The organism is Janthinobacterium sp. PSRC1-1 (assembly GCF_049897525.1).
In the GTDB taxonomy this organism is placed as follows: Bacteria; Pseudomonadota; Gammaproteobacteria; order Burkholderiales; family Burkholderiaceae_D; genus Janthinobacterium; species Janthinobacterium tructae.
This window is the reverse complement of the sequence record NZ_JAFCWK010000008.1, coordinates 86,562-108,583: the sequence shown is the minus strand read 5'-3', so window position 1 is coordinate 108,583 and position 22,022 is coordinate 86,562. Positions and strand designations below refer to the sequence as shown.

General features: G+C 63.2%; 22 protein-coding genes. 19 read left to right on the top strand and 3 right to left on the bottom strand.

All coding sequences use genetic code 11. The features are described from left to right. Positions 1-154: 154 nt before the first annotated feature. From rfaE2 to ACP7DW_RS18655, 7 genes are all read left to right on the top strand, one after another. Positions 155-637, top strand: coding sequence for a D-glycero-beta-D-manno-heptose 1-phosphate adenylyltransferase (rfaE2, locus tag ACP7DW_RS18685; protein ID WP_426056145.1), 483 nt, complete (start codon positions 155-157; stop codon positions 635-637). A gap of 129 nt (positions 638-766) precedes the next feature. Beyond that, a complete protein-coding gene (locus tag ACP7DW_RS18680; protein ID WP_426056146.1) occupies positions 767-2,251 on the top strand; it encodes a hypothetical protein in 1,485 nt (494 codons plus the stop codon). Next, a complete protein-coding gene (locus tag ACP7DW_RS18675; protein WP_426056147.1) occupies positions 2,248-3,717 on the top strand; it encodes a hypothetical protein in 1,470 nt (489 codons plus the stop codon). The genes ACP7DW_RS18680 and ACP7DW_RS18675 overlap by 4 nt, the downstream gene beginning before the upstream one ends. 44 nt (positions 3,718-3,761) lie before the next feature. Continuing rightward, positions 3,762-4,211, top strand: coding sequence for a hypothetical protein (locus tag ACP7DW_RS18670; protein ID WP_298406276.1), 450 nt, complete (start codon positions 3,762-3,764; stop codon positions 4,209-4,211). A gap of 37 nt (positions 4,212-4,248) precedes the next feature. Next, positions 4,249-7,950: a tubulin-like doman-containing protein gene (locus ACP7DW_RS18665; protein WP_426056148.1), complete on the top strand. Its 3,702-nt coding sequence runs from the start codon at positions 4,249-4,251 to the stop codon at positions 7,948-7,950. Between the two features lie 41 nt (positions 7,951-7,991). After that, entirely contained in the window at positions 7,992-9,188 is a 1,197-nt protein-coding gene (locus tag ACP7DW_RS18660) for a hypothetical protein (protein WP_426056149.1), read from the top strand. A gap of 15 nt (positions 9,189-9,203) precedes the next feature. Continuing rightward, positions 9,204-9,950, top strand: a complete 747-nt coding sequence (locus tag ACP7DW_RS18655; protein WP_426056150.1) for a hypothetical protein — start codon at positions 9,204-9,206, stop codon at positions 9,948-9,950. A 113-nt stretch (positions 9,951-10,063) separates the two neighbouring features. Here ACP7DW_RS18655 and trmL read toward each other — a convergent pair whose 3' ends face one another. Next, the gene (gene trmL / locus ACP7DW_RS18650) at positions 10,064-10,534 is read right to left on the bottom strand and encodes a tRNA (uridine(34)/cytosine(34)/5-carboxymethylaminomethyluridine(34)-2'-O)-methyltransferase TrmL (RefSeq protein WP_298406268.1); all 471 of its coding nucleotides are present in this window, start codon (positions 10,532-10,534) and stop codon (positions 10,064-10,066) included. Positions 10,535-10,576: 42 nt separating this feature from the next. After that, on the bottom strand, positions 10,577-11,344 hold the full coding sequence (locus ACP7DW_RS18645; RefSeq protein WP_426056151.1) for a phosphoribosyltransferase family protein: 768 nt from the start codon (positions 11,342-11,344) through the stop codon (positions 10,577-10,579). An 84-nt stretch (positions 11,345-11,428) separates the two neighbouring features. Between ACP7DW_RS18645 and ACP7DW_RS18640 the strand changes: the two genes are divergently transcribed. The 7 genes from ACP7DW_RS18640 (at position 11,429) to ACP7DW_RS18610 (ending at position 17,619) form a co-directional block, all read left to right on the top strand. Further along, the gene (locus tag ACP7DW_RS18640; protein ID WP_426056153.1) at positions 11,429-12,325 is read left to right on the top strand and encodes a methyltransferase domain-containing protein; all 897 of its coding nucleotides are present in this window, start codon (positions 11,429-11,431) and stop codon (positions 12,323-12,325) included. Positions 12,326-12,948: 623 nt separating this feature from the next. After that, positions 12,949-14,157, top strand: coding sequence for a cytochrome c oxidase subunit II (gene coxB, locus ACP7DW_RS18635; RefSeq protein WP_426056154.1), 1,209 nt, complete (start codon positions 12,949-12,951; stop codon positions 14,155-14,157). Between the two features lie 13 nt (positions 14,158-14,170). Next, positions 14,171-15,757, top strand: coding sequence for a cytochrome c oxidase subunit I (ctaD, locus tag ACP7DW_RS18630; RefSeq protein WP_133988628.1), 1,587 nt, complete (start codon positions 14,171-14,173; stop codon positions 15,755-15,757). Between the two features lie 54 nt (positions 15,758-15,811). Beyond that, positions 15,812-15,928, top strand: a complete 117-nt coding sequence (locus ACP7DW_RS18625; RefSeq protein WP_217494223.1) for a cytochrome oxidase small assembly protein — start codon at positions 15,812-15,814, stop codon at positions 15,926-15,928. A 1-nt stretch (position 15,929) separates the two neighbouring features. Next, positions 15,930-16,502 carry a cytochrome c oxidase assembly protein gene (locus ACP7DW_RS18620; RefSeq protein WP_081344910.1) on the top strand — a complete coding sequence of 191 codons (573 nt, stop codon included), beginning with the start codon at positions 15,930-15,932 and terminating at the stop codon, positions 16,500-16,502. A gap of 9 nt (positions 16,503-16,511) precedes the next feature. Beyond that, on the top strand, positions 16,512-16,718 hold the full coding sequence (locus tag ACP7DW_RS18615; protein WP_077399736.1) for a DUF2970 domain-containing protein: 207 nt from the start codon (positions 16,512-16,514) through the stop codon (positions 16,716-16,718). A gap of 40 nt (positions 16,719-16,758) precedes the next feature. Continuing rightward, positions 16,759-17,619, top strand: a complete 861-nt coding sequence (locus ACP7DW_RS18610; RefSeq protein ID WP_426056155.1) for a cytochrome c oxidase subunit 3 — start codon at positions 16,759-16,761, stop codon at positions 17,617-17,619. Between the two features lie 123 nt (positions 17,620-17,742). On the opposite strand, the gene ACP7DW_RS18605 is transcribed toward ACP7DW_RS18610, so the two are convergent. Next, positions 17,743-17,943: a twin transmembrane helix small protein gene (locus ACP7DW_RS18605; RefSeq protein ID WP_034748996.1), complete on the bottom strand. Its 201-nt coding sequence runs from the start codon at positions 17,941-17,943 to the stop codon at positions 17,743-17,745. 36 nt (positions 17,944-17,979) lie between these two features. Between ACP7DW_RS18605 and ACP7DW_RS18600 the strand changes: the two genes are divergently transcribed. The 5 genes from ACP7DW_RS18600 to ACP7DW_RS18580 are packed head-to-tail and all read left to right on the top strand — an operon-like array spanning position 17,980 to position 22,020. Further along, complete coding sequence (locus ACP7DW_RS18600) at positions 17,980-18,726, top strand: SURF1 family protein (RefSeq protein WP_426056156.1); 747 nt, start codon at positions 17,980-17,982, stop codon at positions 18,724-18,726. Next, the gene (locus ACP7DW_RS18595; RefSeq protein ID WP_426056157.1) at positions 18,707-19,336 is read left to right on the top strand and encodes an SCO family protein; all 630 of its coding nucleotides are present in this window, start codon (positions 18,707-18,709) and stop codon (positions 19,334-19,336) included. Before ACP7DW_RS18600 ends, ACP7DW_RS18595 begins: the two co-directional genes overlap by 20 nt. Before the next feature lie 18 nt (positions 19,337-19,354). Next, a complete protein-coding gene (locus ACP7DW_RS18590) occupies positions 19,355-20,530 on the top strand; it encodes a COX15/CtaA family protein (RefSeq protein WP_426056217.1) in 1,176 nt (391 codons plus the stop codon). Continuing rightward, on the top strand, positions 20,531-21,430 hold the full coding sequence (gene cyoE / locus ACP7DW_RS18585; RefSeq protein WP_426056158.1) for a heme o synthase: 900 nt from the start codon (positions 20,531-20,533) through the stop codon (positions 21,428-21,430). Next, entirely contained in the window at positions 21,427-22,020 is a 594-nt protein-coding gene (locus ACP7DW_RS18580; RefSeq protein WP_426056159.1) for an SCO family protein, read from the top strand. The genes cyoE and ACP7DW_RS18580 overlap by 4 nt, the downstream gene beginning before the upstream one ends. Positions 22,021-22,022: the final 2 nt, after the last annotated feature.

The following is a 22,022-nucleotide window of genomic DNA, read 5'->3' as shown; positions in this document are numbered from 1 at the left end:
CCTGAAACTGTGGCGCCGATGGCGTATTGTAGCGGATCGCCCCCTATAATGCGGGGCCGGGCAGCGAAGGCAGAGGGCTGCCGGCGCTGGCGGCGGCATGCAAGGCGACAGCCACGCCTGAGCGTGACCAACTTTAACCCAACGAGAGATATCCATGCCTGATTTTGAAAACAAACTGTGCGGCCGTGAGGAATTGCGCGCCCGCGCCGCAGCCTTGCCGAAACCGGTGGTGGTGACGAATGGCGTGTTCGACATTCTGCACCGCGGCCACGTGACGTACCTGGCGCAGGCGCGCGCGCTGGGCGCCTCGCTGATCGTTGCCGTGAATACCGATGCCTCAGTGAAACGCCTGGGCAAGGGCGACGACCGTCCCCTGAACAGCTGCGAAGACCGCATGGCCGTGCTGGCTGCGCTGGAAGCGGTGAGCCTGGTGGTACCGTTCTCGGAAGACAGCGCCCTGGAAGTGGTGCAGGAAGTCCAGCCGGAAATCTATGCCAAGGGCGGCGACTACGACATGGCGGCCATCCCTGAAGGCCGCGCCGTGCTGGCGTATGGCGGCCAGGCCGTGGCCATCGATTTCGCGCACGACCGCTCGACCACCAAGCTGCTGACGAAAGTGCGCACGCAGCAGGGCTGAGGAAGGCCGTCAATGTTTCCATACAGATAAAAAGACGTTACTATGGGAGGTGCCAGGGTTGCGACCTCGTTGCGTCAGCCCCAGCACCCGTTACACCGCCTGATAGGCATTGCTAGTCATAGAAAATACATGGATCTTAAAACTTCTGGGGATTGGGCCGTGCCCTCCGGCGTCTGGTACGTCGACGACGATGGCGCGTGGAGCATGCAGCGCAGCGCGGACGGCCAGAACGTCTCGCCCCTGCTGAGCCAGGCCGATATCGGCAAGCTGATGCACGCGCGGCGCCTGCCGGCTGCCGCTGGCGCGCCCGTGCGGCTGTTTCCTCCTGAGTTCTCGTTCGATCCCGCCTCGGGCGCGGCCTTGCAGGTGCCGCCCGACACGGCCGTCGTGCCGCCGTGGGTGCCGCCTTTCGGCGCGCAGCCCGTCCGCGATGTGCCACCGGCTGGCGCGGCCGGCTTGCGCCAGGCCAGCGTGCCCCTGAAGCTGGCGGACCAGCGCGTGCGCGAAGAGCATGCGCAAGCCGATGCCTCGCTGCCCATGCCGCCACCGGGCGAATACGAATTCTTTTCCGCCCAGTTCGGCACCAGCGCGCCTGCGCTGCTGGCGCTCGATCCGCGCAAGGCCGTCTTGCACGCCTGGCTGCCCGCCTCGAAACGCTGGCTGGCGCTGGACCCCGACTATGGCAGCCTGCTGGCCGAATCGGACCTGCCCCACGGCGCCTGGCGCGCCGAGCTGGTGCCGGAGTTCAACAGCGTGCTGGTCTTGCCGACCAGCCATGGCCTCGCTTGCATCCGTCCCGACGTGCCTTCGCTCACTTACGTGGTCGAGCATGTGGGCGGCGCGCCGTGTGTGGCCGCGCCTGTCTGGTTCCAGAATCGTTTGTGGGCACCGTTGCGCGACGATGATGGCCGCATCCGCTGCGTCAATCTTGACGCGCAACAAAAGCCGGGCAGCGACGTGCTGCTCGACGGCGTCGTGGACCTGGGTGCCGTCGGCGCGCCCGTGGCTTACAACCGCATGGCCGTGTGGCCTTGCGCCAACGGCCAGTTGCGCTTGCAGCTGCAGCCCGATGGCAACGTGGCCGCGTCGTTTACGCCGTGGCCGGAAGGGCTGGTGCCGCACTTCGAATTCGGCAGCCCTTACCTGTCGCGCGACGGTGGCCTGTGGCAACTGTGCTTTGAAAGCCGGCGCGGCACTTATGTCTATGTGAAGCTGGGCGCCCAGGTCGAGAAGGCCGACGCGCTGGCGCCGCGCCTGTGTTCGGGCAGCTTCAATTACCGCTTCGCCACCAAGCTGAAAACGGCGCCGTGGGACGAGCCGGAACACGGTGACGATGGCGGCAAGAACCAGGCCGTCATGCCACTGCTCGAATCGGGCGCGGGCAATAGTGTGTTTGGCGTGAAGTTTGCCACCAGCGCCGGCCTGTCGAGCGTGCTGCGCTCGAACGAGCGCCTGGCGGCCCAGTTGGTGCAGGACGATGAATTGCGCGAAACCGTGTTTCATACCTTCGCCGTCAGTGAGCCGTGGCGCTTGCGCCTGTTTGTCCATGAAGGCACGCTGTGGGCGTATCATCCGCTGCTGTCGCGCATCGATGGCTGGGCTTTGCAGGCATGAAGGCGCGCTTACTGAGCGTGGCCTGCGCCGCGTTGTTCAGCACCGCCGCCGCGCACGCGGCCGGCATCCAGCAAGCGTTTCTGGTGCAAAATTCGGGCTGGATGGAGCCGTTCTACACGGATGAACACTCGCAGCTGAAAGCCCTGGTGGGCGCCGTGGCGCAGGCCGCCACGAGCCCGTCCGACAAAGTCTACACGCTGGCCTTCAGCCAGAGCAGCGGCAGCAATGTGTCGCCCGCACTGATCGGGCAGGGCCAGGGCGGCGCCGGCGTGGCGGGCCAGCTGGCCCATCTCGGCCTGGCGCGCAAGAGCGCCGGCGGCGCGCTGGCCGACACGGATTTCCAGGAAGCCGTGACCAAAACCATCACGGGGCCGTTCCAGTCCGCGTCCGGCATCGTGTGGATCTTTACGAATAACAAGAACAGCCCGAACAACGACAGCCAGACGGCCGAGCGCAACCGCGACTTTTATCGCTTGCTGCATCTGGAACCGTCGATCACCAAGACCTTGGTGTTTCCGCTGCGCATGCCCGTGCAGGGCAAGCTGTACAGCGCCAAGGGTTTGATGGTGTATGCGCTCGCGTATGGCCAGCCGGCGTCCGAGGCGTTGACCCGCATCCTGGCCGAAGGGCGGCTGTCGCAAGTGCTGACGCGTCCGCCCGCGCGATTAAAACCGGTGGACCAGGATGCCGTGCGCATCGTGCCCCAGTCCGTCAAGAACAGTCCCAACGTGCACGCCAGCCTGGGCCGTGACGGGCGCACCATCGTGCTCGACGTCGATGCGGCGAACCTGGTGCCGCAAGTGGTGCTGCAGGCGTCCTTGCAAAACATGTTCTTCCCGTACGTGATCGACAGCGCCACGGTGCACGCCAGCCTGGCGGGCCAGAACGCGCCGCTGCACGTTGCGCCAGATCAAATCCGCCAGCTGCAGCCGGGCGCCAGCCAGGCCGTGCAGGTACAGTTCGCGTTGCCGATGGCGCAGATCCCGTCGCCGTGGTCGGCGCAAGCGATCGCCGCCATGGGCAAGCAAGTGATGCTGCCGATGCAGGCGCAGGTAGGCCTGTCGGAACAGCGGCTGGCGCTGGCCCCCAGTTTTGGCAAGGATTTGCAGGAACTGTTCCCCGGCGACCCGATCTCAGGCATGTTCACGCCGCCCGACAGCGTGCGCGCGTCGCAGGCGACGATCCCGCTGCTGGTGCGCATCCAGTACCCGCTGCTGCCCGTGCTGGTACTACTGGGCGGCGTGCTGGCGCTGGTGCTGGGTCTGCTGGCGCTGGGTTTGCTGGGTACGCGCGCCACGCGCTACAAGGTGATGGCTGACGGCGTGCCGCGGCAAGTGCTGTTAAAACCATTCAAAAGCGTGCAGATCCGCGATGATGACGGCCGCGATATAGGCGAACTCAAGCGTGGACTGGGCAAGCCGGCCGTCGTGCGCGTGGCCGAAGGCCATACCCTGAGTCTGGCCTGACAACGATTTCCTTTCAAACTATTCAAACCCATCAGAGGCATACCATGGCGCAAGACACTCCCAAAGACAACGCAGGTTTTACTTTGCCGGCCCCGGTAACGGCCCCGGCGTCCGCGCCGCCCGCTGCGGACGCCTCCGCCGCAGCCAGCGCCACCACGGCCACCACCGAGCCTGCGCCTGCGCTCGATCCTGCCAGCACCACCGATACCTCGTCGCGCGACACCCTGGTCGGCGGCGTGGTGCTGTTGCTGCTGTTCATCGCCTTTTTCTTTGCCAAGAATGCCTATGCGAATGGCCTGGTGGCCAAGCGCGTGCCGCCGAACAAGGCCAATGCCTCGGGCTGGTGGCTGTTCATCTTCCTGGCCAGCCTGGCGACGGGCGTCGTGCTGGCCGCCGTGAATGCGCATAAATTCCTCGCGCCACTGTTCATGGGACCGCTGGTGCTGGTGGGCCTGGTCGCGTTACTGTTGACCTTTACATCGAGCCGCCGCTAAGCCGCACGCCGTCGTACGCATCATCGAAGGAATCACCATGGCAGAGAACCTGAACCAAACCATCCCCGGCGGCGCCAGCGAGCGCAAGCAGGACAAGATCATCGAACTGCGCCCGACCCTGTTCATCGGCATCGGCGGCACGGGCATGCAGGTGCTGATGCGCGTGCGCCGGCGCATCCTCAACACCCTGTGGGGCGGCGCGGGCAAGCGCACGCGCATCGAGGGCCTGGCCGATTTTCCCATCGCGCAATTCATCCATTTCGACCTCGACAATGGCGCCGTGATCGAAAGCGGCGAGTCGCAGGCGAAGGACTTGCAGTTCGACCAGGTGAAGTTCACGGACGATGACAAGGTGGTCGAATCGTTCGACATGGACAAGTACAGCCGCGATGAAGATTCTCTGGAGAAATATCCGCACATCAAGGAATGGTTGCCGCTGACGCCGCAGCGCATCCGCGAATTGCGTTTCGACATGAGCAGCGGCGCCGGCCAGATCCGCGCCGTGTCGCGCCTGTATTTCTTCGACAAGTACGCGAAGATCCGCGACAAGATCCGCTTGAAGTTGAAAGCACTGAAGGCGGGCCTGTCGCACGAGCGCCAGCTGGCCGAACTGGGTTTGCGCATGGAAACGAACCGTTTCCGCATCGTGATCGTCGGCTCCGTGGCCGGTGGCACGGGGTCCGGCTCCTTCCTCGACATGGGCTTGCTGGCGCGCTGGCTGGCACGCAGCGAAGTGGGCGCGGCCGACGTCGAGCTGATGCTGTTCTTGCCGACCGGCTACACCAAGGCCAACAAGGACCGGGTCGAGGCCAACGGCTATGCGGCGCTGATGGAGCTGGAATCGGCGATGATGGGCAACAAGGGCTATGTGGGCCGCTGGGATGCGTATGACCGTCCGGAACTGACGCGCGAGCCCTACAGCGAGGTGTACCTGATCGATTCGGGCAACCTTGCCCAGCAGCACACCAAGGATGTCAGCGACGTCTACCACATGGTGGCCGACTCGCTGTTCGAGGATTTCGCCTCGGCCGACTTCGCGCGCGCCAAGCGCTCGATCGCCGTCAACCAGGCGCAGCACAAGAATTCGCTGTACAACGCGCCCGTGCCGCAAGACCGCTTCGGCGACATGCGCCTGTATTTCTCGAAGCGCTTCTCCTCGTTCGGCATGGCCGTGCTCGATACGCGCCAGGAAGCGGCGCGCGACGAGCGGGCGCACCGCTGGGCCGGTGCCATGCTGCAAGCGTTCTTTGGCGTGGGCGGCACGGATGCGGGCGCCAACCGCGCCACCGATACGCAGCGCGATAATTTCCTTGCTGCCAATATGTTCCTGAAGGGCACGCCGTTCAGCGATTTCCCCGAGTTTTCCGACAAGAGCATCGAACTGAAGCGCTCCAGCGGCGATTTCATCGATTTCCGCGTCGTCGACGAATTGCTGGAAGACCGCCACGGCCACTTGCTGGCCGGCGTGGAAAACCGGGTCAACACGCGCATCAACGATATCCGCACCGGTTTCGACCGCAGCGAATGGCCGGCGCAGGTGCGCGACGCCATGAAGCACCTGGAACGCGACGCCGTGCGCGACCAGGATTCCACGGCCGACACGACGGAAGACCGCATCAGCAAGCGCCGCCGCGAAGTGCTCGACGACGTCAAGAAAGTCGTGCGCGACCAGCTGTATGGCTATCTGGATAATAAAGAGTTCGGCGGTCTGGAATACGTGCTGTCGCTGGTGGAACAGATCAAGGACCGCATCGAGGCGCCGGGCAGCGGCTTGACGGCGCAGATCGGCAACAATGCCGAGCGCTACCGCGAAATCAAGGAAGCCGTGCGCTCGCGCGAATACGAGCGCCTGCTGAACAACCTGGAACAGACGCGCAGCACCTTCGGTTTCCTCAGCAATGGGGAAAAGCAGGCGGGTGTGGTGATGGACCATTTGCGCACGGAAATGGCGAATGCGCTGAAATTCCATCTGCGCGCCAAGGCGGCGGACGAGTCCGTCATCCTGCTGGGCGAACTGTCGCGCTGGCTGGGCAACCGGGTCGGCGTCGACGCGCAAGGCCGCGCGCAGTGGAATGGCCTGGTGGGCGAGCTGCAAACAGGCCGCGAAGGCGTGCTGGCCATGCTGGCGGAACTCAAAACGGCCAATACCATCCTGCAAAAGGACCTGGACAAGGAGCACGCGACCCTGATCGTCATTCCCGTCACGGAAAAAGACATCGCGCTGCCGTCGGCGGCCACCTTGCGCCAGTGGGCCGATGACGCGTTCAAGGACATGGGCGGCTCGAAAGCGCTGTTCCCCATGCTCGGCGAACCGGCGCAGCGCGGCTTGATCCTGGCCAAGGTCACGCGCATGGCCGAGAACATGATCGCCACGGCCGGGCTGGTGGAAGGGGCGACGAGCACGCCCGACCCCCTGTTCGAGGCGCTGGAACAGATGGATGTCTCCGAACGCCTGGACCGTTTCCGCAAGCTGCTGGCCTGCTCCATGCCGTGGATCGACGCCAACATGGCGGGCGACTTCACGGTCGTGTCGGACCAGTTCAAGTGCGTGATCGGCGTGGCCAACGCGGCCGCCTTCAAGGCGAAGTTCGGCGCCGAGCTCGAATCGTGCGTGCCGACCCAGGTGGGCATCACGGTGAGCCAGCTGGAAATCGTCGAAACGGGCATCCGCGGGCGCGCCGTCTGCTATTGCGAACTGGCCGGCGTGCCGATGACGGTGCTGCGCGGCCTGGAAGGCTGGCGCACCAGTTACCGCAAGGAAGGCGACAACGACAAGGCGCCGACCCACACGCATATCGATCCGACGCAATTCACGCATCCGATCGCGCCGAACACGGACGAGATGAAACGCCTGGCGGAAGATTTCGGCGAGTTCCTGCAAGCGATCATGCTGGGCATACTGACGCGCCACACGGGCAGAGTCGTGCCGCCGGGTCAGTACCAGTTTGCCGTCGAACCGGGCGACTTGCGCCGCATCGGCAATGAACGGGCCATCCGCCAGAACGGCATGCCCGCCTCGTACGAGAAAAATATCGCCCTGCGCATCGAGGAAAAATTGGCTGCGCTTGACGCCGTGCAGACGGCGGCCCTGGCGGCGCTGGCAAAATACTATGAACGGAGCGTGTATGCACCGAAGCTGGTGGCGCAGGCCGATGGCTCGCAGCTGCCGTACGTCGGCTTTGGCAGCGCCATTTCCGCCGAAGTGGGCACGCGCTTGCGCGATTCTGCACGCCGCAAAGGCATGGCCAGCGATGAGCTCGACCGCACGGTACAAACCTTGCTGGGACGCCTGAAGGAGTGGGCGAATGTCATCGGCGACTCCGACAGCGATGCCTATGACTGGGAAGTGCGCGAGCCGGAAGCGGACGGCCAGCCCCGTCTGAAATACGCGATCAAGGGAGAAATGCTGGAAGCGGGGCGCCTGGAGCAATTGTTGCGTCCGGTCAGTGCGGCCGCCCCTCCCGTGGCGCCGGCGTTCGGCATGGCGCCGCCACCGCTGGGCGGCATGCCGCCGCCTTTGGTGGAATACCAGTATTTCCTGGGCATCAACGGCCAGCAGCAGGGACCGTTCACGGGCCAGCAGATCGTGCAGTACGTGCAGGCGGGGCAAGTCCTGCCCGCCACCACCAAGGTGTGGCGCGCCGGCTTGCCGGCCTGGGCCGACCTGGCCCAGTTCGCCGAACTGGCGCCCTTGTTCCTCAGCGCGCCGCCACCGTTGATGCCGCCGCCCCTGGGTTGAGTGCTGGAATGCTGGAGTGACGTTGGAATGAAGGAATAGTTTTGGATATCTGCATCAAATGTAAGGGCGGCCTGTTCAGTGCTGTCAGCCATTGCCCGTACTGCGGTCACGCCGTGGCTGGCGCGGCCAAGCCAGCGGCGGCCGTGCGGCCACCGCTGCCGCCCGTGCCCGCGCCTATGCCAGTAGCGCCGCCCGTGGCGCCCAAGCCGCCGCCCGTGCCGGTGACACCGGCACCTGCGCCGAAAGCACCGCCGAAGCCGGCGCAGCCGCAGCCGCAGCCGCAAGCCGCGCCGAAGCCTGTACCTGCCCCGGCGCCAGCCCCGGCCGCACCGGTGCCGCCGTCACCGCCGCGCAAGTGGCTGCGCTGGGTGGGGGGCCTTGCCGTGCTGGCTTTTGTGGTCGTCTACATGAATGGCAAGCCGGGCGGCAAGAACGATGCGGCCTGCAATGACGCCATCGACAGCGGCTTGAAATTGGTGGCAAATGGCAGCCTGGATGGTGCCCGCCAGAAGCTGGCGACGGCGAAAAATGTCTGCACGGGCAAGTCCAGCGCCAAGGCCGACGATTTGCAGGCGGCGATCGGCAAGGCGGGCGCCGCATCGGGCAGTTGCCAGCGCGGCGTGCGCGCCATCGAGCGCGCTATTGATGGACATCAATTGCAAAGCGCGGCCAGCGGCATTGCCGCGCTCGACGCCGATTGTGCGGGCGCTGCCAGCGTGGCATCCTTGCGCAAGCAGCTGGCGCGCCAGCAGGCGGCAGCCGCGTCCGTGCTGGTGGGAGTGCGCCAGGCGCTCGATGCCAAGGATGCGGCGGCGGCAAGGAATGGCATCGCCCGGCTGGAAGCGATCGACCGCGAAGCGCTGGAATTGCCGCAGTTGAAGGCCGACGTGCAAGCGCTGTCGGCCGCGCCCGCTGCCGCAGCGGTCACGGCCCCGGTGTCAACGCCGGCGGTGCAGGAACCGGCGCCCGTGCGCGCGGTCGAACGTTCAGCGCTGGCCGAACGCCGCCCGCTGGAAACGTCGCCCGTCGATAGCGGCGCGGCCATGCGCAGCGAGATGGCGCAAGCGTTCCTGCGTGACGCCGAGCGTTCTTTGCTGGAAGGCAAGTTCGATGCGGCCAAGACGTATCTGGAAAGCGCGCGCCGCGTCGATCCCGGCAATGCGCGCATCGACAACCTGTCGCGCCGCATCCGCGAACGCGAGCGGCAAGTGCTGCAGACGGAAACAACGATCAATTAGTTATCAGGGGGCACCATGCTCAATCACACCACCTTGCGCGCCACCGCCGCACTGACCATTGCCGCCATGCTGGCCGGTTGCGCCACGGCACCGATGAATCCGAACGGCGTGCGCCAGGACGCTTCCTATCCGCAAGGCGCTACCCAGGCGGCCACGGATGACGACCCGTGCAGCGTGGGCACGTCGGCGGCGGCCGGCGCGGCCGTGGGCGCGCTGCTCGGTGCGCTGGCGGGCGGCAAGAATGGCGCGCTGAAGGGCGCGGCCATCGGCGGCGGTCTGGCGGCGGCCGGTTGCCTGGCGATCAATGTCAATTCGCGCCAGACCAAGACGGCGGCGCAGGCGGACCGCGACTATATCCGCGCACGCGGCGCGCTGCCGCGCGAGCCGCAAGTGGTGTCGTACACGCCGCAGCTGAGCGCGTCGACCGTCAAGCGCGGCCAGCCGTTCAAGGTGCATTCGGTGGTGGAGCTGGTCAATGGCAGCGCGCAAAGCGTCAACGACGTGCGCGAAGAGCTGGTGGTGCTCGATCCGCAAGGCCAGCCATTCAAGTCCGGCTCGAAGGCCTTGGCCAGCAGCAACAAATCGGGCGGGCGCTTTGAAAACTCGTTCGAGCTGACCTTGCCGGCCGGCGTGTCGCAGGGCATCTATGGCGTCAAGACGAATTTATATGTCAACGGCAAGCTGGCCGCCACGCGCGACCTGCGCACGCAGCTAGTGATGCTGGAAGACAATAGCGCCGAGGCGCAGCTGGCGCTGCGCTGATTGCCGTATGCAAACGCGTAGGTCGGATTAGCGGGGTAAAGCCCCGCGTAATCCGACAACACCACTAACGCCAACAATGTTGTCGGATTACGGCCCCTTGGGCCTAATCCGACCTACGCGCCACCCTGGTATCCATGCTGGCGCCAGGCCTCGTAGACGACGACGGCCACCGTATTCGACAAATTCAAGCTGCGGTTGTCCGGGCGCATCGGCAGGCGGATGCGTTGCTCTGCCGGAAAACCGTCGCGCAGGGCCGGATCGAGGCCTTTCGTTTCCGAGCCGAACACGAACACGTCGCCCGGCAAGAAGGCCACATCGCCGAACGGGCGCGAGCCGCGCGTGGTCATGGCGAACATGCGGGACGGGTCGGGCTCGGTGTCGGCCAGGAACGCTGCCCAATTCTTGTGCACCTTCATCTTGGCGTAGTCGTGGTAATCGAGGCCGGCGCGTTTCATCTTGGCATCGTCGAGCGGAAAGCCCAGCGGTTCGACCAGGTGCAGTTGCGCGCCCGTGTTGGCGCACAGGCGGATGACGTTGCCCGTATTGGGCGGGATTTCAGGTTCTACCAAAACAACGTGAAACAAAATGCTCTCCTTGGGTCTATCTGTATCTAATATATAGCTAAATTAATGCGGCGGCGTGCGTGCCACCACCAATATGCTGACCCTGGCCGCCCCCGCGTGCTTGCAGGCGGCGGCCAGCGCGTTGACGGTATGGCCGCTGCTCATCACGTCGTCGACGATGCCCACATGGCATCCATGTAATACGGCCTCATGTTCCGGCGCGATGGCGAACGCGTGCGCCAGGTTGGCTCGCCGTTCCTGTGGCGCCACGCCGCTTTGCGCCCGCGTGTCGCGCACGCGCAGCGCCAGGCGGGGCTGCAAAGGGACGTCCAGCAGGCGCGCCAGCGGGCGCGCGATTTCCAGCGCCTGGTTAAAGCCCCGTTCGGCCAGCCGGGCCGGACCCAGCGGGACTGGGCACAGCAGTTGCGGCGCGTCCCACGCTTGTTGTTGCTGAATGGCAACATGCAGCAGTTCTGCCAACAGGGGCGCCAGCGCCAGGCGCGCGCCGAATTTCAGCTGCAGCAGCAACTGGTCGACGGGCGCCGCATAATCAAACGCCGTGACGGTGGCGTCATATGCGGGTCGCTGGCGCAAACAGCGTCCGCACAGCAGCGCCACCTCGATATCCGCGAGCGGATTGGCACACTGGCGGCAGCGGGTGCGCGGTTGCCCCCGTCCTTGCCCCAGATACTGCGCGCGGCAGGGCGAACACAGCACTTGCGGGCAGCCGATGCCGCACAGCGCGCATTGCGCCGGCAGCAAGGTGGTGCCCAGCCACTGGCGCAGCGCTCGCCAGGCGGCATCAAGGCGGGGCTGGGTGGCGGTCCGCATCGCGATGGCGTCGTTCCATGTACACTGCCGACATTATCTCACCTCACCGGTTTCAACATGCCAGTTCCCGCCAATCCACCCAAAATGAGTGCGCCCATCGATGCGGTGCAAGTACGCGATTTCTTTTCCCGTCCGGCGCGCGTCGCGCCGTCCGATTTCCTGCGCCGCGAAGTGTCGGCACGCATGCACGAGCGCCTGGAACTGGTGAAAATCACGCCATTGCGCGTGCTCGACGCCGGCTGCGGCCCGGGCGCGGATCTGGCGCAATTGCAAAAAGATTATCCCGCCGCGCAGATTATCGGTCTCGATGCAGCGCAAGCGATGATGCAGGCGGCGCGCGCGCCCGCGTCGAAACTGGCCAGCCTGAACCAATTCCTCAGCAAACTCTTGCCGACCAAGGCGGGCGTGGATTTGCTGTGCGGCGACCTCGGCGACTTGCCGCTGGCACAGGGCAGCGTCGATCTCGTGTGGTCCAACCTGGCGCTGCACTGGCATGCCCAGCCCGACCGCGTGTTTGCCGAGTGGCGGCGCGCGCTGCGCCTTGATGGCTTGCTGATGTTTTCCTGCTTCGGTCCCGACACCTTCCGCGAAGTGCGCGACGCCTTTGCCGAGGCGGATTTATATCCGCACGCCTTGCCTTTTGTCGACATGCACGACTTTGGCGACATGCTGGTCGAGACGGGTTTTTCCACGCCCGTGCTGGACATGGAAATCATTACGGTAACCTACGACACGGCGGAAAAACTGCTGGCGGACGTGCGCGCCTTTGGCGGCAACCCGCTCACCACGCGCCGGCGCGGCCTGATGGGCAAGGCGGCCTGGCAGCGCATGCTGGCCGCGCTGGAAAAGAGGCGCCGTCCCGACGGCAAGCTGGGCCTGAGTTTCGAGGTCATCTATGGCCACGCCTTCCGTCCCGCGCCGCGCGTGACGCGCAATGGCGAAGCCATCATCCGTTTCGATCTGCCGCGCAAACCGAAATAAAACGGCAAAGAAACCGACACTTGGTCGCCATCCGCGCATGGATGGTGCAGCAACCGTTGCAAAGCGCGCGGCGGCCGGCAGAAGGGCAGGCACAAAGCCGATTATTGCTTGATGGATTCAAGTTTACTTGACTATAATCGTTGACTGTTTGTCAGCTTGCTAAGTAACCCCCAATAAATTATTGTGATTTCTGACTTCCATAACCGGCGCTCTGCGGCGTTGCCCACTGCTAGCAGTGCTCGCACTGCGTCGCAGCGGACGCCTTGCATAGCATCCGGTTCTGTTCGTCATAACTTCACAATAATTTCCTGAGGATTACTAAGTAGAAAAAACAAGGGCTGCATACAAAATAAAAAAAACAAAGCAAGACTAATTCGAAGTTACTGCATTAGTATAGTAACCATCTTCCACACGAGGCCATTTCAAGGTGGGGAAGAAAAACAGGGTTCCAGCATGGTTGCGCGCCGCCGTTTTGCTGCCGCAGCCAGCATGGAATTCGCTGGTGCTTGACGCACATGGCCGTATTCCGGCCGTGTTGCTTTCATGGAGGAGCGGCAGCGGTCCAGTACGGAGAAATCCGCAGCCGTTTAAAATATCATTATTTTTGGGTGGTTGGGGAAAACATGACACATGCAAAGCGACTTCAATCGTTGCTGCTCGGGCTGTCTTTGACAGCGTTTGGCATCGGGCGATGGGCCACGGCGGCACCGGCTGCCAGCACCTATCCCGGCACCGGCGGTCCCGTGCCGTTCGAAATGAATCTGCAACCGCCGGCGACGCAGATCGCCCATGAAATCTACGATTTGCACACCCTGATGATGATCATCTGCCTGGTGATCTTCGTGGCCGTGTTCGGCGTCATGTTCTATTCCATCTTCAAGCACCGCAAGTCTCTGGGCCACAAGCCGGCCACCTTCCACGAAAGCACCACCGTCGAGATCGCCTGGACCGTCGTGCCTTTCCTGATCGTCATCGGCATGGCCCTGCCTGCCACGCGCACCGTGGTGGGCATGAAGGACACCTCGAATGCCGACATCACCATCAAGGCCACCGGCATGCAGTGGAAATGGGGCTATGACTACCTGAAAGGCGAGGGCGAAGGCATTTCCTTCCTCTCCAACCTGGCCACTCCGCGCTCGCAAGTGGGTGCGCCTGGCGTGCCGCCGACGGAAAAACGCGGTGAAAACTACCTGATCGAAGTCGACAACGAAGTCGTCGTGCCGGTCAACAAGAAGATCCGCGTGGTGCTGACGGCCAACGACGTCATCCACGCCTGGTCCGTGCCCGCCTTCGGCGTGAAGCAGGATGCGATTCCCGGCTTCGTGCGCGATACCTGGTTCAAGGCCGACCATATCGGCACCTTCCGCGGCAATTGCGCCGAGTTGTGCGGCAAGGAACACGCGTTCATGCCCATCGTCGTCAAGGTCGTCTCGGCAGATGACTACAAGGCCTGGGTTGATGTAAAACAAAAGGAAATGGCGGCACTGGCGGATGATCCGAGCAAGGTGTGGACCATCGACGAATTGAAGGTCAAGGGCGAGAAAGTGTATGCGGCCAACTGCGTGGTCTGCCACCAGGCAACAGGCAAGGGCGTGCCCGGTGCGTTTGCGCCGCTGGACGGCTCGGCCGTGGTGAACGGTCCGAAAGCGGATCAGATCCATGTCTTGCTGAACGGGCAAAAGAGCGGCAAGTATCCCGCCGAGATGCCAGCCTGGAAACAGCTGTCCGACACGGAAATTGCCGCAGTGATCACTTACACACGCAATACCTGGTCGAACAAGGCCGCAGAGAACATCGTTCAACCAGCCGAAGTCGTGGCTGCACGCAAGTAATTAGGAGCCGTACATGAGCACTAGCACCTTGGACCACGCAGGTCACGACCATGCCCACGACCACCCGACCGGCTACCGCCGCTGGCTGTTTGCCACCAACCACAAGGATATCGGTACTCTATACCTGTGGTTTTCGTTCATCATGCTGCTGTCGGGCGGCGTGCTGGCCCTGATGATACGCACGGAACTGTTTCATCCAGGCTTGCAATTCTTTCACCCTGAATTCTTCAACCAGCTGACCACCATGCACGGCCTGGTGATGGTGTTTGGCGCCATCATGCCGGCCTTCGTCGGCTACGCCAACTGGATGATCCCGCTGCAAGTGGGCGCCTCCGACATGGCCTTTGCCCGCATGAACAACTTCTCGTTCTGGCTGCTGCCGCCGGCCGCGCTGCTGCTGGCCACATCCTTCCTCGTGCCGGGCGGCGCCACCGCCGCCGGCTGGACCCTGTATGCGCCGCTGTCGACGCAGATGGGCCCTGGCATGGACATGGCGATTTTTGCCATGCACCTGATGGGCGCCTCGTCCATCATGGGCTCGATCAACATCATCGTCACCATCCTGAACATGCGCGCGCCCGGCATGACCCTGATGAAAATGCCGATGTTCTGCTGGACCTGGCTCATTACCGCGTATCTGTTGATCGCCGTCATGCCCGTGCTGGCCGGCGCCATCACCATGACGCTGACGGATCGCCATTTCGGCACCTCCTTCTTTAACGCGGCTGGCGGCGGCGACCCCGTCATGTACCAGCACATCTTCTGGTTCTTCGGCCACCCCGAGGTCTACATCATGATCTTGCCGGCCTTCGGCATCGTCTCGCAGATCCTGCCCGCATTCGCCCGCAAGCCCTTGTTCGGCTATGCCTCGATGGTCTACGCCACGGCCTCGATCGCGATTCTGTCCTTCATCGTCTGGGCGCACCACATGTTTACCACCGGCATGCCGGTGACGAGCCAGCTGTTCTTCATGTACGCGACCATGCTGATCGCCGTGCCCACGGGCGTGAAAGTGTTCAACTGGATCGCCACGATGTGGAAGGGTTCCATGACGTTCGAGACGCCGATGCTGTTCTCGGTCGGCTTCATCTTCGTGTTTACCATGGGCGGCTTCACGGGCCTGATCCTGGCCGTGACGCCGATCGACATCCAGTTGCAGGATACCTATTATGTGGTGGCGCACTTCCACTACGTGCTGGTGGCCGGTTCGCTGTTTGCCCTGTTCGCCGGCTTCTACTACTGGTCGCCGAAATGGACGGGCCATATGTACAACGAGACGCGCGGCAAGATTCACTTCTGGCTGTCCTTGATCACGTTCAACGTGACCTTCTTCCCGATGCACTTCCTGGGCCTGGCCGGCATGCCGCGCCGCTACGCCGACTATCCGGCGCAGTTCACGGACTTCAACATGATCGCCTCGATCGGCGGCTTCGGCTTTGGCCTGATGCAGGTGTACTTCCTGTTCTTCGTGGTCTTGCCGACCATCCGCGGCGGCAAGGCTGCGCCAGCGAAACCATGGGAAGGCGCGGAAGGCCTGGAATGGACCGTGCCGAGCCCGGCGCCATTCCACACGTTTGAAACGCCGCCGACAGTGAAGTAATGCCAGTGTCACGGGCCGGCGCCGCTGCCGGCCCCCTTGAATAGAGTGCCTGCCATGACCGAAGTGAAAACCGAGCGTAAAAAACCGAACAACCTGCGTACCGGGCTGATCCTGGCCGCTCTGGCGGCCTTCTTCTTCCTGTCCGTGTTCGTCAAGCGCATGTGGCTCTGACGTGACGACGCCCCACCAACAGGAAACACGCGGCCTGAACCGCAAGATGCTGGGCAAGCTGATCGTCATTGCCGTGCTGATGTTTGGCTTTGGCTATGCCCTGATTCCCGTCTACAAGCAGATTTGCGAAGTGATGGGCATCAACGTGCTGACGCAAAAAGACGGCACGGTGGCCTACGACAACAATACGCAGGTCGACACCACGCGCAGCATCACCGTCGAGTTCGACGGCAATGCGCAGGGGCCATGGCGCTTCCGCCCGACCGTCTCGAGCATGCAGGTGCATCCGGGCGAACTGGTGACCGTCATGTATGAAGTGGTCAACACGCAGAACCGCGTCGTCAACGCGCAAGCCATTCCCAGCTACGCGCCGCAGAGCGCCACGCCGCATTTCAAGAAGGTCGAGTGCTTCTGCTTCAAGCAGCAGACCTTGAAACCGCACGAAGCGCGGCAGATGCCGGTGGTGTTCTTCCTCGATCCGGCGCTGCCGAAAGAGGTGAAGACCATCACCCTGTCGTACACGTTTTTCGAGATTGCCGGTCTGAGCCAGGCTCAGACGCCGGCCGTCCAATAGGAGAGTGCCATGGGCGAATCCGCCAAGCCGGAAAAAGCGTCGTTCCTGTATTCGCTGCGCGCCGTCGTGTGGTCTTTCACGGGTCTGCGCCGCAAGAGCGATTTCGATACGGATTCGGCCAAGCTCAATCCCGTGCACATCGTCATCGCCGGCTTCCTGGTGGTCGCCTGCCTGATCGGCATCCTGATTTCAATTGTTAAATTCGTCGTTTTATAAATTATAAAAAACCACCCTATAAGTTTTTGAGGAGATGATGATGAGTTCCAACCACGCCGCCGTACCTTATTATTTCGTGCCCGGCCCGTCGCGCTGGCCCATGCTGGGCGGCGCCAGCCTGCTGCTGACCATGATCGGCGCCTCGGCCTGGGTCAACGACGTCTCCTGGGGGCCGTACGTGAATTACCTGGGACTGGCCGGCATCCTGCTGGTGCTGTACTTCTGGTTCGGCGACGCCATCCGCGAATCGGAGCAGGGCCTGTACAGCGAGCGCATCGACCACTCCTTCCGCTGGAGCATGAGCTGGTTTATCTTTTCAGAAGTCATGTTCTTCGCCGCCTTCTTCGGCGCCCTGTTCTATGCGCGCAGCATTTCCATGCCGTGGCTGGCCGACCTTGACCACAAGGTGATCTGGCCCGATTTCGCCGCCCAGTGGGGCAATACGGGCCCGGCCGGCACGGTGCAGGAATTTACCACCATGACGCCGTTCTGGATTCCGACCATCAATACGGCTCTGCTGCTGACGTCGGGCGTCACCCTGACGATTTCCCACCACGCGCTGCGCGCCGGCCACCGCGCCATGACGGCATTGTTCCTGTTTGCCACGATCTTGCTGGGCGCCATCTTCATGGGCTTCCAGGTCTACGAGTACATGCACGCGTATAGCGAACTGAATTTGAAACTGACGTCCGGCATCTACGGCGCCACCTTCTTCATGCTGACGGGCTTCCACGGTTTCCACGTGACCCTGGGCGCCATCATGCTGTCCGTCATCCTGTACCGCGTGCTGAAGGGCCACTTTACGCCTGAGCACCACTTTGGCTTCGAAGGCGCCGCCTGGTACTGGCACTTTGTCGACGTCGTCTGGCTGGGCCTGTACGTGGTCGTGTATTGGTTATAATGGCGGGGCAGGGTGCGCGCCGTTGAAGGGCGCGCCTGCACCATAAAAAAAGCCGTACCGGGAGATCCTGGGTACGGCTTTTTTCTTAGTGTGAAGAATTTGCCAATCAGGCAATGTCGGGTGTTAATGAATTCCAGTGGGCTGAATATAGCCGAGCTTGTGCGCCAGCAGGATCAGCAAAAACAGGGTGATCGACAAGCCCACGCGCAAGGCCAGCGCCTGCACGGTGCGGTTGCTCTTGCCCTTGTCGCGCATGAGAAAGAACAGGGCCGAGCCCAGGCTGCCCAGGATCAGGATGAAGGCGATGGCAACGAGGATTTTCATGGATGGTAGCGCCAGGCTTGAGGAGGTTTCATTGTAATGCGTATCCGCTTCCATTTTAGATGGATTCCATTTGTTGTAATGCTGCTACTGGTGGCGCTGGGGGTCTCTCTGGCGCAATGGCAGCAGCGCCGTGGCGACGAAAAAGTCGCCCGCGCCGCCCGGCTCGAGGCGGGCAACCAGGCCGCGCCCCTGGCGTTGACGGCCGCGCCCCTGCTGCCGGCCGATGCGCAAGCGATCGAATACCGCCGCGTGACCGTCACGGGGAATTTTGTACCCGCCTGGACGGTCTACCTGGATAACCGCCCCTACAAGGGCCAGGCCGGCTTTCACGTGCTCACGCCATTTCAAATTGACGGTTCCGCCATGCACGTGCTGGTGGCGCAGGGCTGGCTGCCGCGCAACAATGCCGAGCGCACGCGCATTCCCGATTACACGACACCGGCCGGCACGGTGACGATTTCCGGCATCGCGCGCCTGAACGCGGGCCACGTGATGGAACTGGGCACGGCGCCGGCCCTGGCGCCGCACGCCATCGTGCAAAATGCCGATATCGGCCAGCTGGCCCAGGCCAGTGGCCTGGCCTTGCAGCCTTTTATCCTTGAACAAACAGTCGACGGAGTGACGGCGCGAGCGTCCAGCCAGCTTCCCGTGCGCGACTGGCCGGCGCCCGACCTGGGCGCCGACAAGCACCGCGGCTATGCCTTCCAGTGGTATGCACTGGCACTGATGGCTTTTTTATTTTTTGTCTTTACAGGATTTCGACGTGCAAACAAACAACCCTGAAGCAACGCAAGACAACAGCAACAAGCAGGCACAGAACACGGGACGCTGGAAACTGCTGGCCGTGGTGGCCGTGTGCGCCTTTCCCATCATCGCCTCGTATTTCACGTATTACATCATCAAGCCCACGGGCCGCAACAACTACGGCGCCCTGATCGACCCGCGTTTGCATCCGATACCCGAAGCCCAGCTGCAGGTGACGGAACTCGATGGCAAGGCGGCGCCTCTGGCGCAATTCAAGGGCAAGTGGGTGCTGCTGCAAACGGGACCGTCCGATTGCCAGGAAGCATGCAAGAAGCAATTGTTTGACATGCAACAACTGCGCCTCATGCAGGGCAAGGAACGCGAACGCCTGGAACGGGTCTGGCTGGTGACGGATACTCAGCCGCTCGACACCCTGGTGATGCGCGAATTCGACGGCACCAGCATGCTGCGCGTGAATAACGACGCCCTGAAAGCGTGGCTGCCCGTGGAGGCGGGTGGCAAGACCAGCGACCATTTGTATTTGATCGATCCGCTGGGCAATCTGATGATGCGCTTCCCGAAAGACGCGGACCCGAACAAGATCAAGAAAGACATCGCCAAGCTGCTCAAAGCTTCGGCGATCGGTTGAGGAGTCCGCATGCCGACGATGCATCTCTCCGCGCTGGCCCAGCTGGGCCTGACGGGTCTGCTGGTGGCGCTGCTGCCGCTGACCATGGTATGGGTGTCCGCGGACGCCAATAAATACCGCAAGCTGGTGTGGATCGCCGTCTTTTTGACGGTCGACCTGATCATGTTTGGCGGTTTTACGCGCCTGTCCGATTCCGGCCTCGGTTGCCCGGACTGGCCAGGCTGCTATGGCTCGGCCAATCCTTTCCTCGCGCACGAGCACATCGTGGCGGCCGAAACCCTGATGCCGACGGGACCCGTGACGGTGGTCAAGGCGTGGATCGAAATGACGCACCGCTACCTGGCCATGGCCATTGGCGTCTTGATCGTGGCGATGATGGTGCAGGCGTGGCGCCAGTGGAAGAAAAGCAAACGGCAGGAATTCGCCCCGGCGCTGCCGACGGCGCTGTTCCTGTTCGTCTGCCTGCAGGGCGCGTTCGGTGCCTGGACTGTGACCTTGAAACTGCAGCCGGTGATCGTCACCATCCACTTGCTGCTGGGCATGGGGCTGCTGGCCATGCTGACGTGGCTGGGCGGGCGCCAGGACCATGCCGTCAAACCCCTGTTGCGCGCCGATGCGGATGCGTCCGTGCTGCGCCCTGTGCGCGCGCTGGCCGTTATGTCGCTGGTGCTGCTGACCGTGCAGATCGCGCTGGGCGGTTGGGTGAGCACCAACTACGCCACCCTGGCCTGCACGGATTTCCCCCTGTGCGGCGGCAAAATCATTCCGGAGATGGATTTCGAACACGGTTTCCATCTGTGGCGCGAGCTGGGCAAGACGGCCGCCGGCCATTACTTGCCATTTTCCGCGCTGACGGCCATCCACTGGGTGCACCGCAATTTCGCCTTCATCGTGCTGGCCGGTGTCGGCTATACGATATTGCGCGCATGGAAGCTGCCGTCCTTGCGCGGCACGGCGCGCTGGCTTGCGCTGGTGCTGGCACTGCAGGCGGCCACGGGCCTGGCGACGATTTACCTGAGCTGGCCATTGTCGATTGCCGTGCTGCATAACGGCGGGGCAGCGCTGCTCGTGTTATTGCTGACCATGTTAAACTACAAGGCTAAATTCCAACTCGATGTTGCGCGCAGTGTTCAGCGCGCTTGCGCCTCCGCGCCAGTGCCCTCGGCACCAGCCAGTCCTTCCCGTACCGCATAAATGACTACTCAGACCATCCGCCGTAAACCCTCCCCCCGCATCGCCCAGTACTGGGCGCTGACCAAGCCGCGCGTGACGCAACTGGCCGTGTTTTGCGCCGTCATCGGCATGTTCCTGGCCAGCGAGGAGTTGCCGGACTGGCGCGCGGTGGTGTTCGGCACCATCGGCATCTGGCTGCTGGCCGGCGCCGCGTTTGCCGTCAACTGCCTGGCCGAGCGCGAAATCGATGCGCGCATGGCCCGCACGGCGCGCCGCCCGATGGCCATGGGCGACATCACGGTGAAACAGACGGTGGTGTTCGCGCTGGTGATCGGCGGCCTGGGTATGGCGATTCTGTACAACCTCGTCAATCCGCTGACCATGTGGCTGACCTTTGTCACCTTTGTCGGCTATGCCCTGATCTACACCATGGTGCTCAAACCCGCCACGCCGCAAAACATCGTCATCGGCGGCCTGTCCGGCGCCATGCCGCCCGCGCTGGGCTGGGCCGCCGTCGCCAACGACGTGCCGATGCAGGCGTGGCTGCTGGTTCTGATCATTTTTGTGTGGACGCCGCCGCACTTCTGGGCGCTGGCCATGTACCGCCGCGACGATTACGCGCGCTCGGGCTTGCCCATGCTGCCCGTCACGCACGGCATGCAATTCACGCAATTTCACGTCTGGCTGTACTCGATCGCGCTGGCCGCCACCACCTTGCTGCCGTTTGCCGTGCGCATGAGCGGCCTGATCTACCTGGCCTCGGCCGTGGTGCTCAATGCCGGCTTCCTGTATTACGCATGGAAGATGTACCGGCACTACACGGACTTGATCGCGCGCAAAGCGTTTACGTATTCCATCATTTACCTGGCATTGCTGTTCGCGGCCCTGCTGGTTGACCACTACATTCCCCTCGGCACATGAAAAAAACCCTGACCCTGTTGTTGGCGGCCGCCCTGGTCGCCGTCCTGGCCGGCTGCGGCAAGCCTGCCGCACCGAAGCTGGCATTCAAGAATACGGACGTGACGGGCCTCGGCTATGCGCGCGAGTTCGCGCTGACGGATCACACGGGCCACCCGCGCACCCTGGCCGACTACAAGGGCAAGCTGGTGCTGATGTTCTTCGGCTACACGCAGTGTCCCGACGTGTGTCCCACGACCATGGCCGACATGGCGCAGGTGATGCAGGCAATGGGCCCGCAGGCGGACCAGGTGCAAGTACTGTTCGTCACCGTCGACCCCGAGCGCGACACGCAAGCCTTGCTGGCGCAATACGTGCCCGCCTTCGACAAGCGTTTCGTCGGCCTGTACGGCAGCCTGGAACAGACGGCCAAGGTGGCCAAGGAATTCAAGGTGTATTACGCCAAGGTCGAGGGCGAGACGGACGAGAGCTACACGGTCGACCACACGGCCGGCACCTATGTGTTCGACCGCGAAGGCAAGATCCGCCTGTTCGTGCGCCACGGCGAAAAGCCGGCCGCCATCGCGCACGATCTTAAACTTCTGCTATCCTGACC

Excerpts from the sequence above, each read along its gene's own strand:
- rfaE2 (WP_426056145.1), top strand. The coding sequence starts at position 155 with ATGCCTGATTTTGAAAACAAACTGTGCGGCCGTGAGGAATTGCGCGCC.
- ACP7DW_RS18680 (WP_426056146.1), top strand. The coding sequence starts at position 767 with ATGGATCTTAAAACTTCTGGGGATTGGGCCGTGCCCTCCGGCGTCTGG.
- ACP7DW_RS18675 (WP_426056147.1), top strand. The coding sequence starts at position 2,248 with ATGAAGGCGCGCTTACTGAGCGTGGCCTGCGCCGCGTTGTTCAGCACC.
- ACP7DW_RS18670 (WP_298406276.1), top strand. The coding sequence starts at position 3,762 with ATGGCGCAAGACACTCCCAAAGACAACGCAGGTTTTACTTTGCCGGCC.
- ACP7DW_RS18665 (WP_426056148.1), top strand. The coding sequence starts at position 4,249 with ATGGCAGAGAACCTGAACCAAACCATCCCCGGCGGCGCCAGCGAGCGC.
- ACP7DW_RS18655 (WP_426056150.1), top strand. The coding sequence starts at position 9,204 with ATGCTCAATCACACCACCTTGCGCGCCACCGCCGCACTGACCATTGCC.
- ACP7DW_RS18645 (WP_426056151.1), bottom strand. The coding sequence starts at position 11,344 with ATGCGGACCGCCACCCAGCCCCGCCTTGATGCCGCCTGGCGAGCGCTG.
- ACP7DW_RS18640 (WP_426056153.1), top strand. The coding sequence starts at position 11,429 with ATGAGTGCGCCCATCGATGCGGTGCAAGTACGCGATTTCTTTTCCCGT.
- coxB (WP_426056154.1), top strand. The coding sequence starts at position 12,949 with ATGACACATGCAAAGCGACTTCAATCGTTGCTGCTCGGGCTGTCTTTG.
- ctaD (WP_133988628.1), top strand. The coding sequence starts at position 14,171 with ATGAGCACTAGCACCTTGGACCACGCAGGTCACGACCATGCCCACGAC.
- ACP7DW_RS18625 (WP_217494223.1), top strand. The coding sequence starts at position 15,812 with ATGACCGAAGTGAAAACCGAGCGTAAAAAACCGAACAACCTGCGTACC.
- ACP7DW_RS18615 (WP_077399736.1), top strand. The coding sequence starts at position 16,512 with ATGGGCGAATCCGCCAAGCCGGAAAAAGCGTCGTTCCTGTATTCGCTG.
- ACP7DW_RS18610 (WP_426056155.1), top strand. The coding sequence starts at position 16,759 with ATGAGTTCCAACCACGCCGCCGTACCTTATTATTTCGTGCCCGGCCCG.
- ACP7DW_RS18605 (WP_034748996.1), bottom strand. The coding sequence starts at position 17,943 with ATGAAAATCCTCGTTGCCATCGCCTTCATCCTGATCCTGGGCAGCCTG.
- ACP7DW_RS18600 (WP_426056156.1), top strand. The coding sequence starts at position 17,980 with ATGCGTATCCGCTTCCATTTTAGATGGATTCCATTTGTTGTAATGCTG.
- ACP7DW_RS18590 (WP_426056217.1), top strand. The coding sequence starts at position 19,355 with ATGCATCTCTCCGCGCTGGCCCAGCTGGGCCTGACGGGTCTGCTGGTG.
- cyoE (WP_426056158.1), top strand. The coding sequence starts at position 20,531 with ATGACTACTCAGACCATCCGCCGTAAACCCTCCCCCCGCATCGCCCAG.
- ACP7DW_RS18580 (WP_426056159.1), top strand. The coding sequence starts at position 21,427 with ATGAAAAAAACCCTGACCCTGTTGTTGGCGGCCGCCCTGGTCGCCGTC.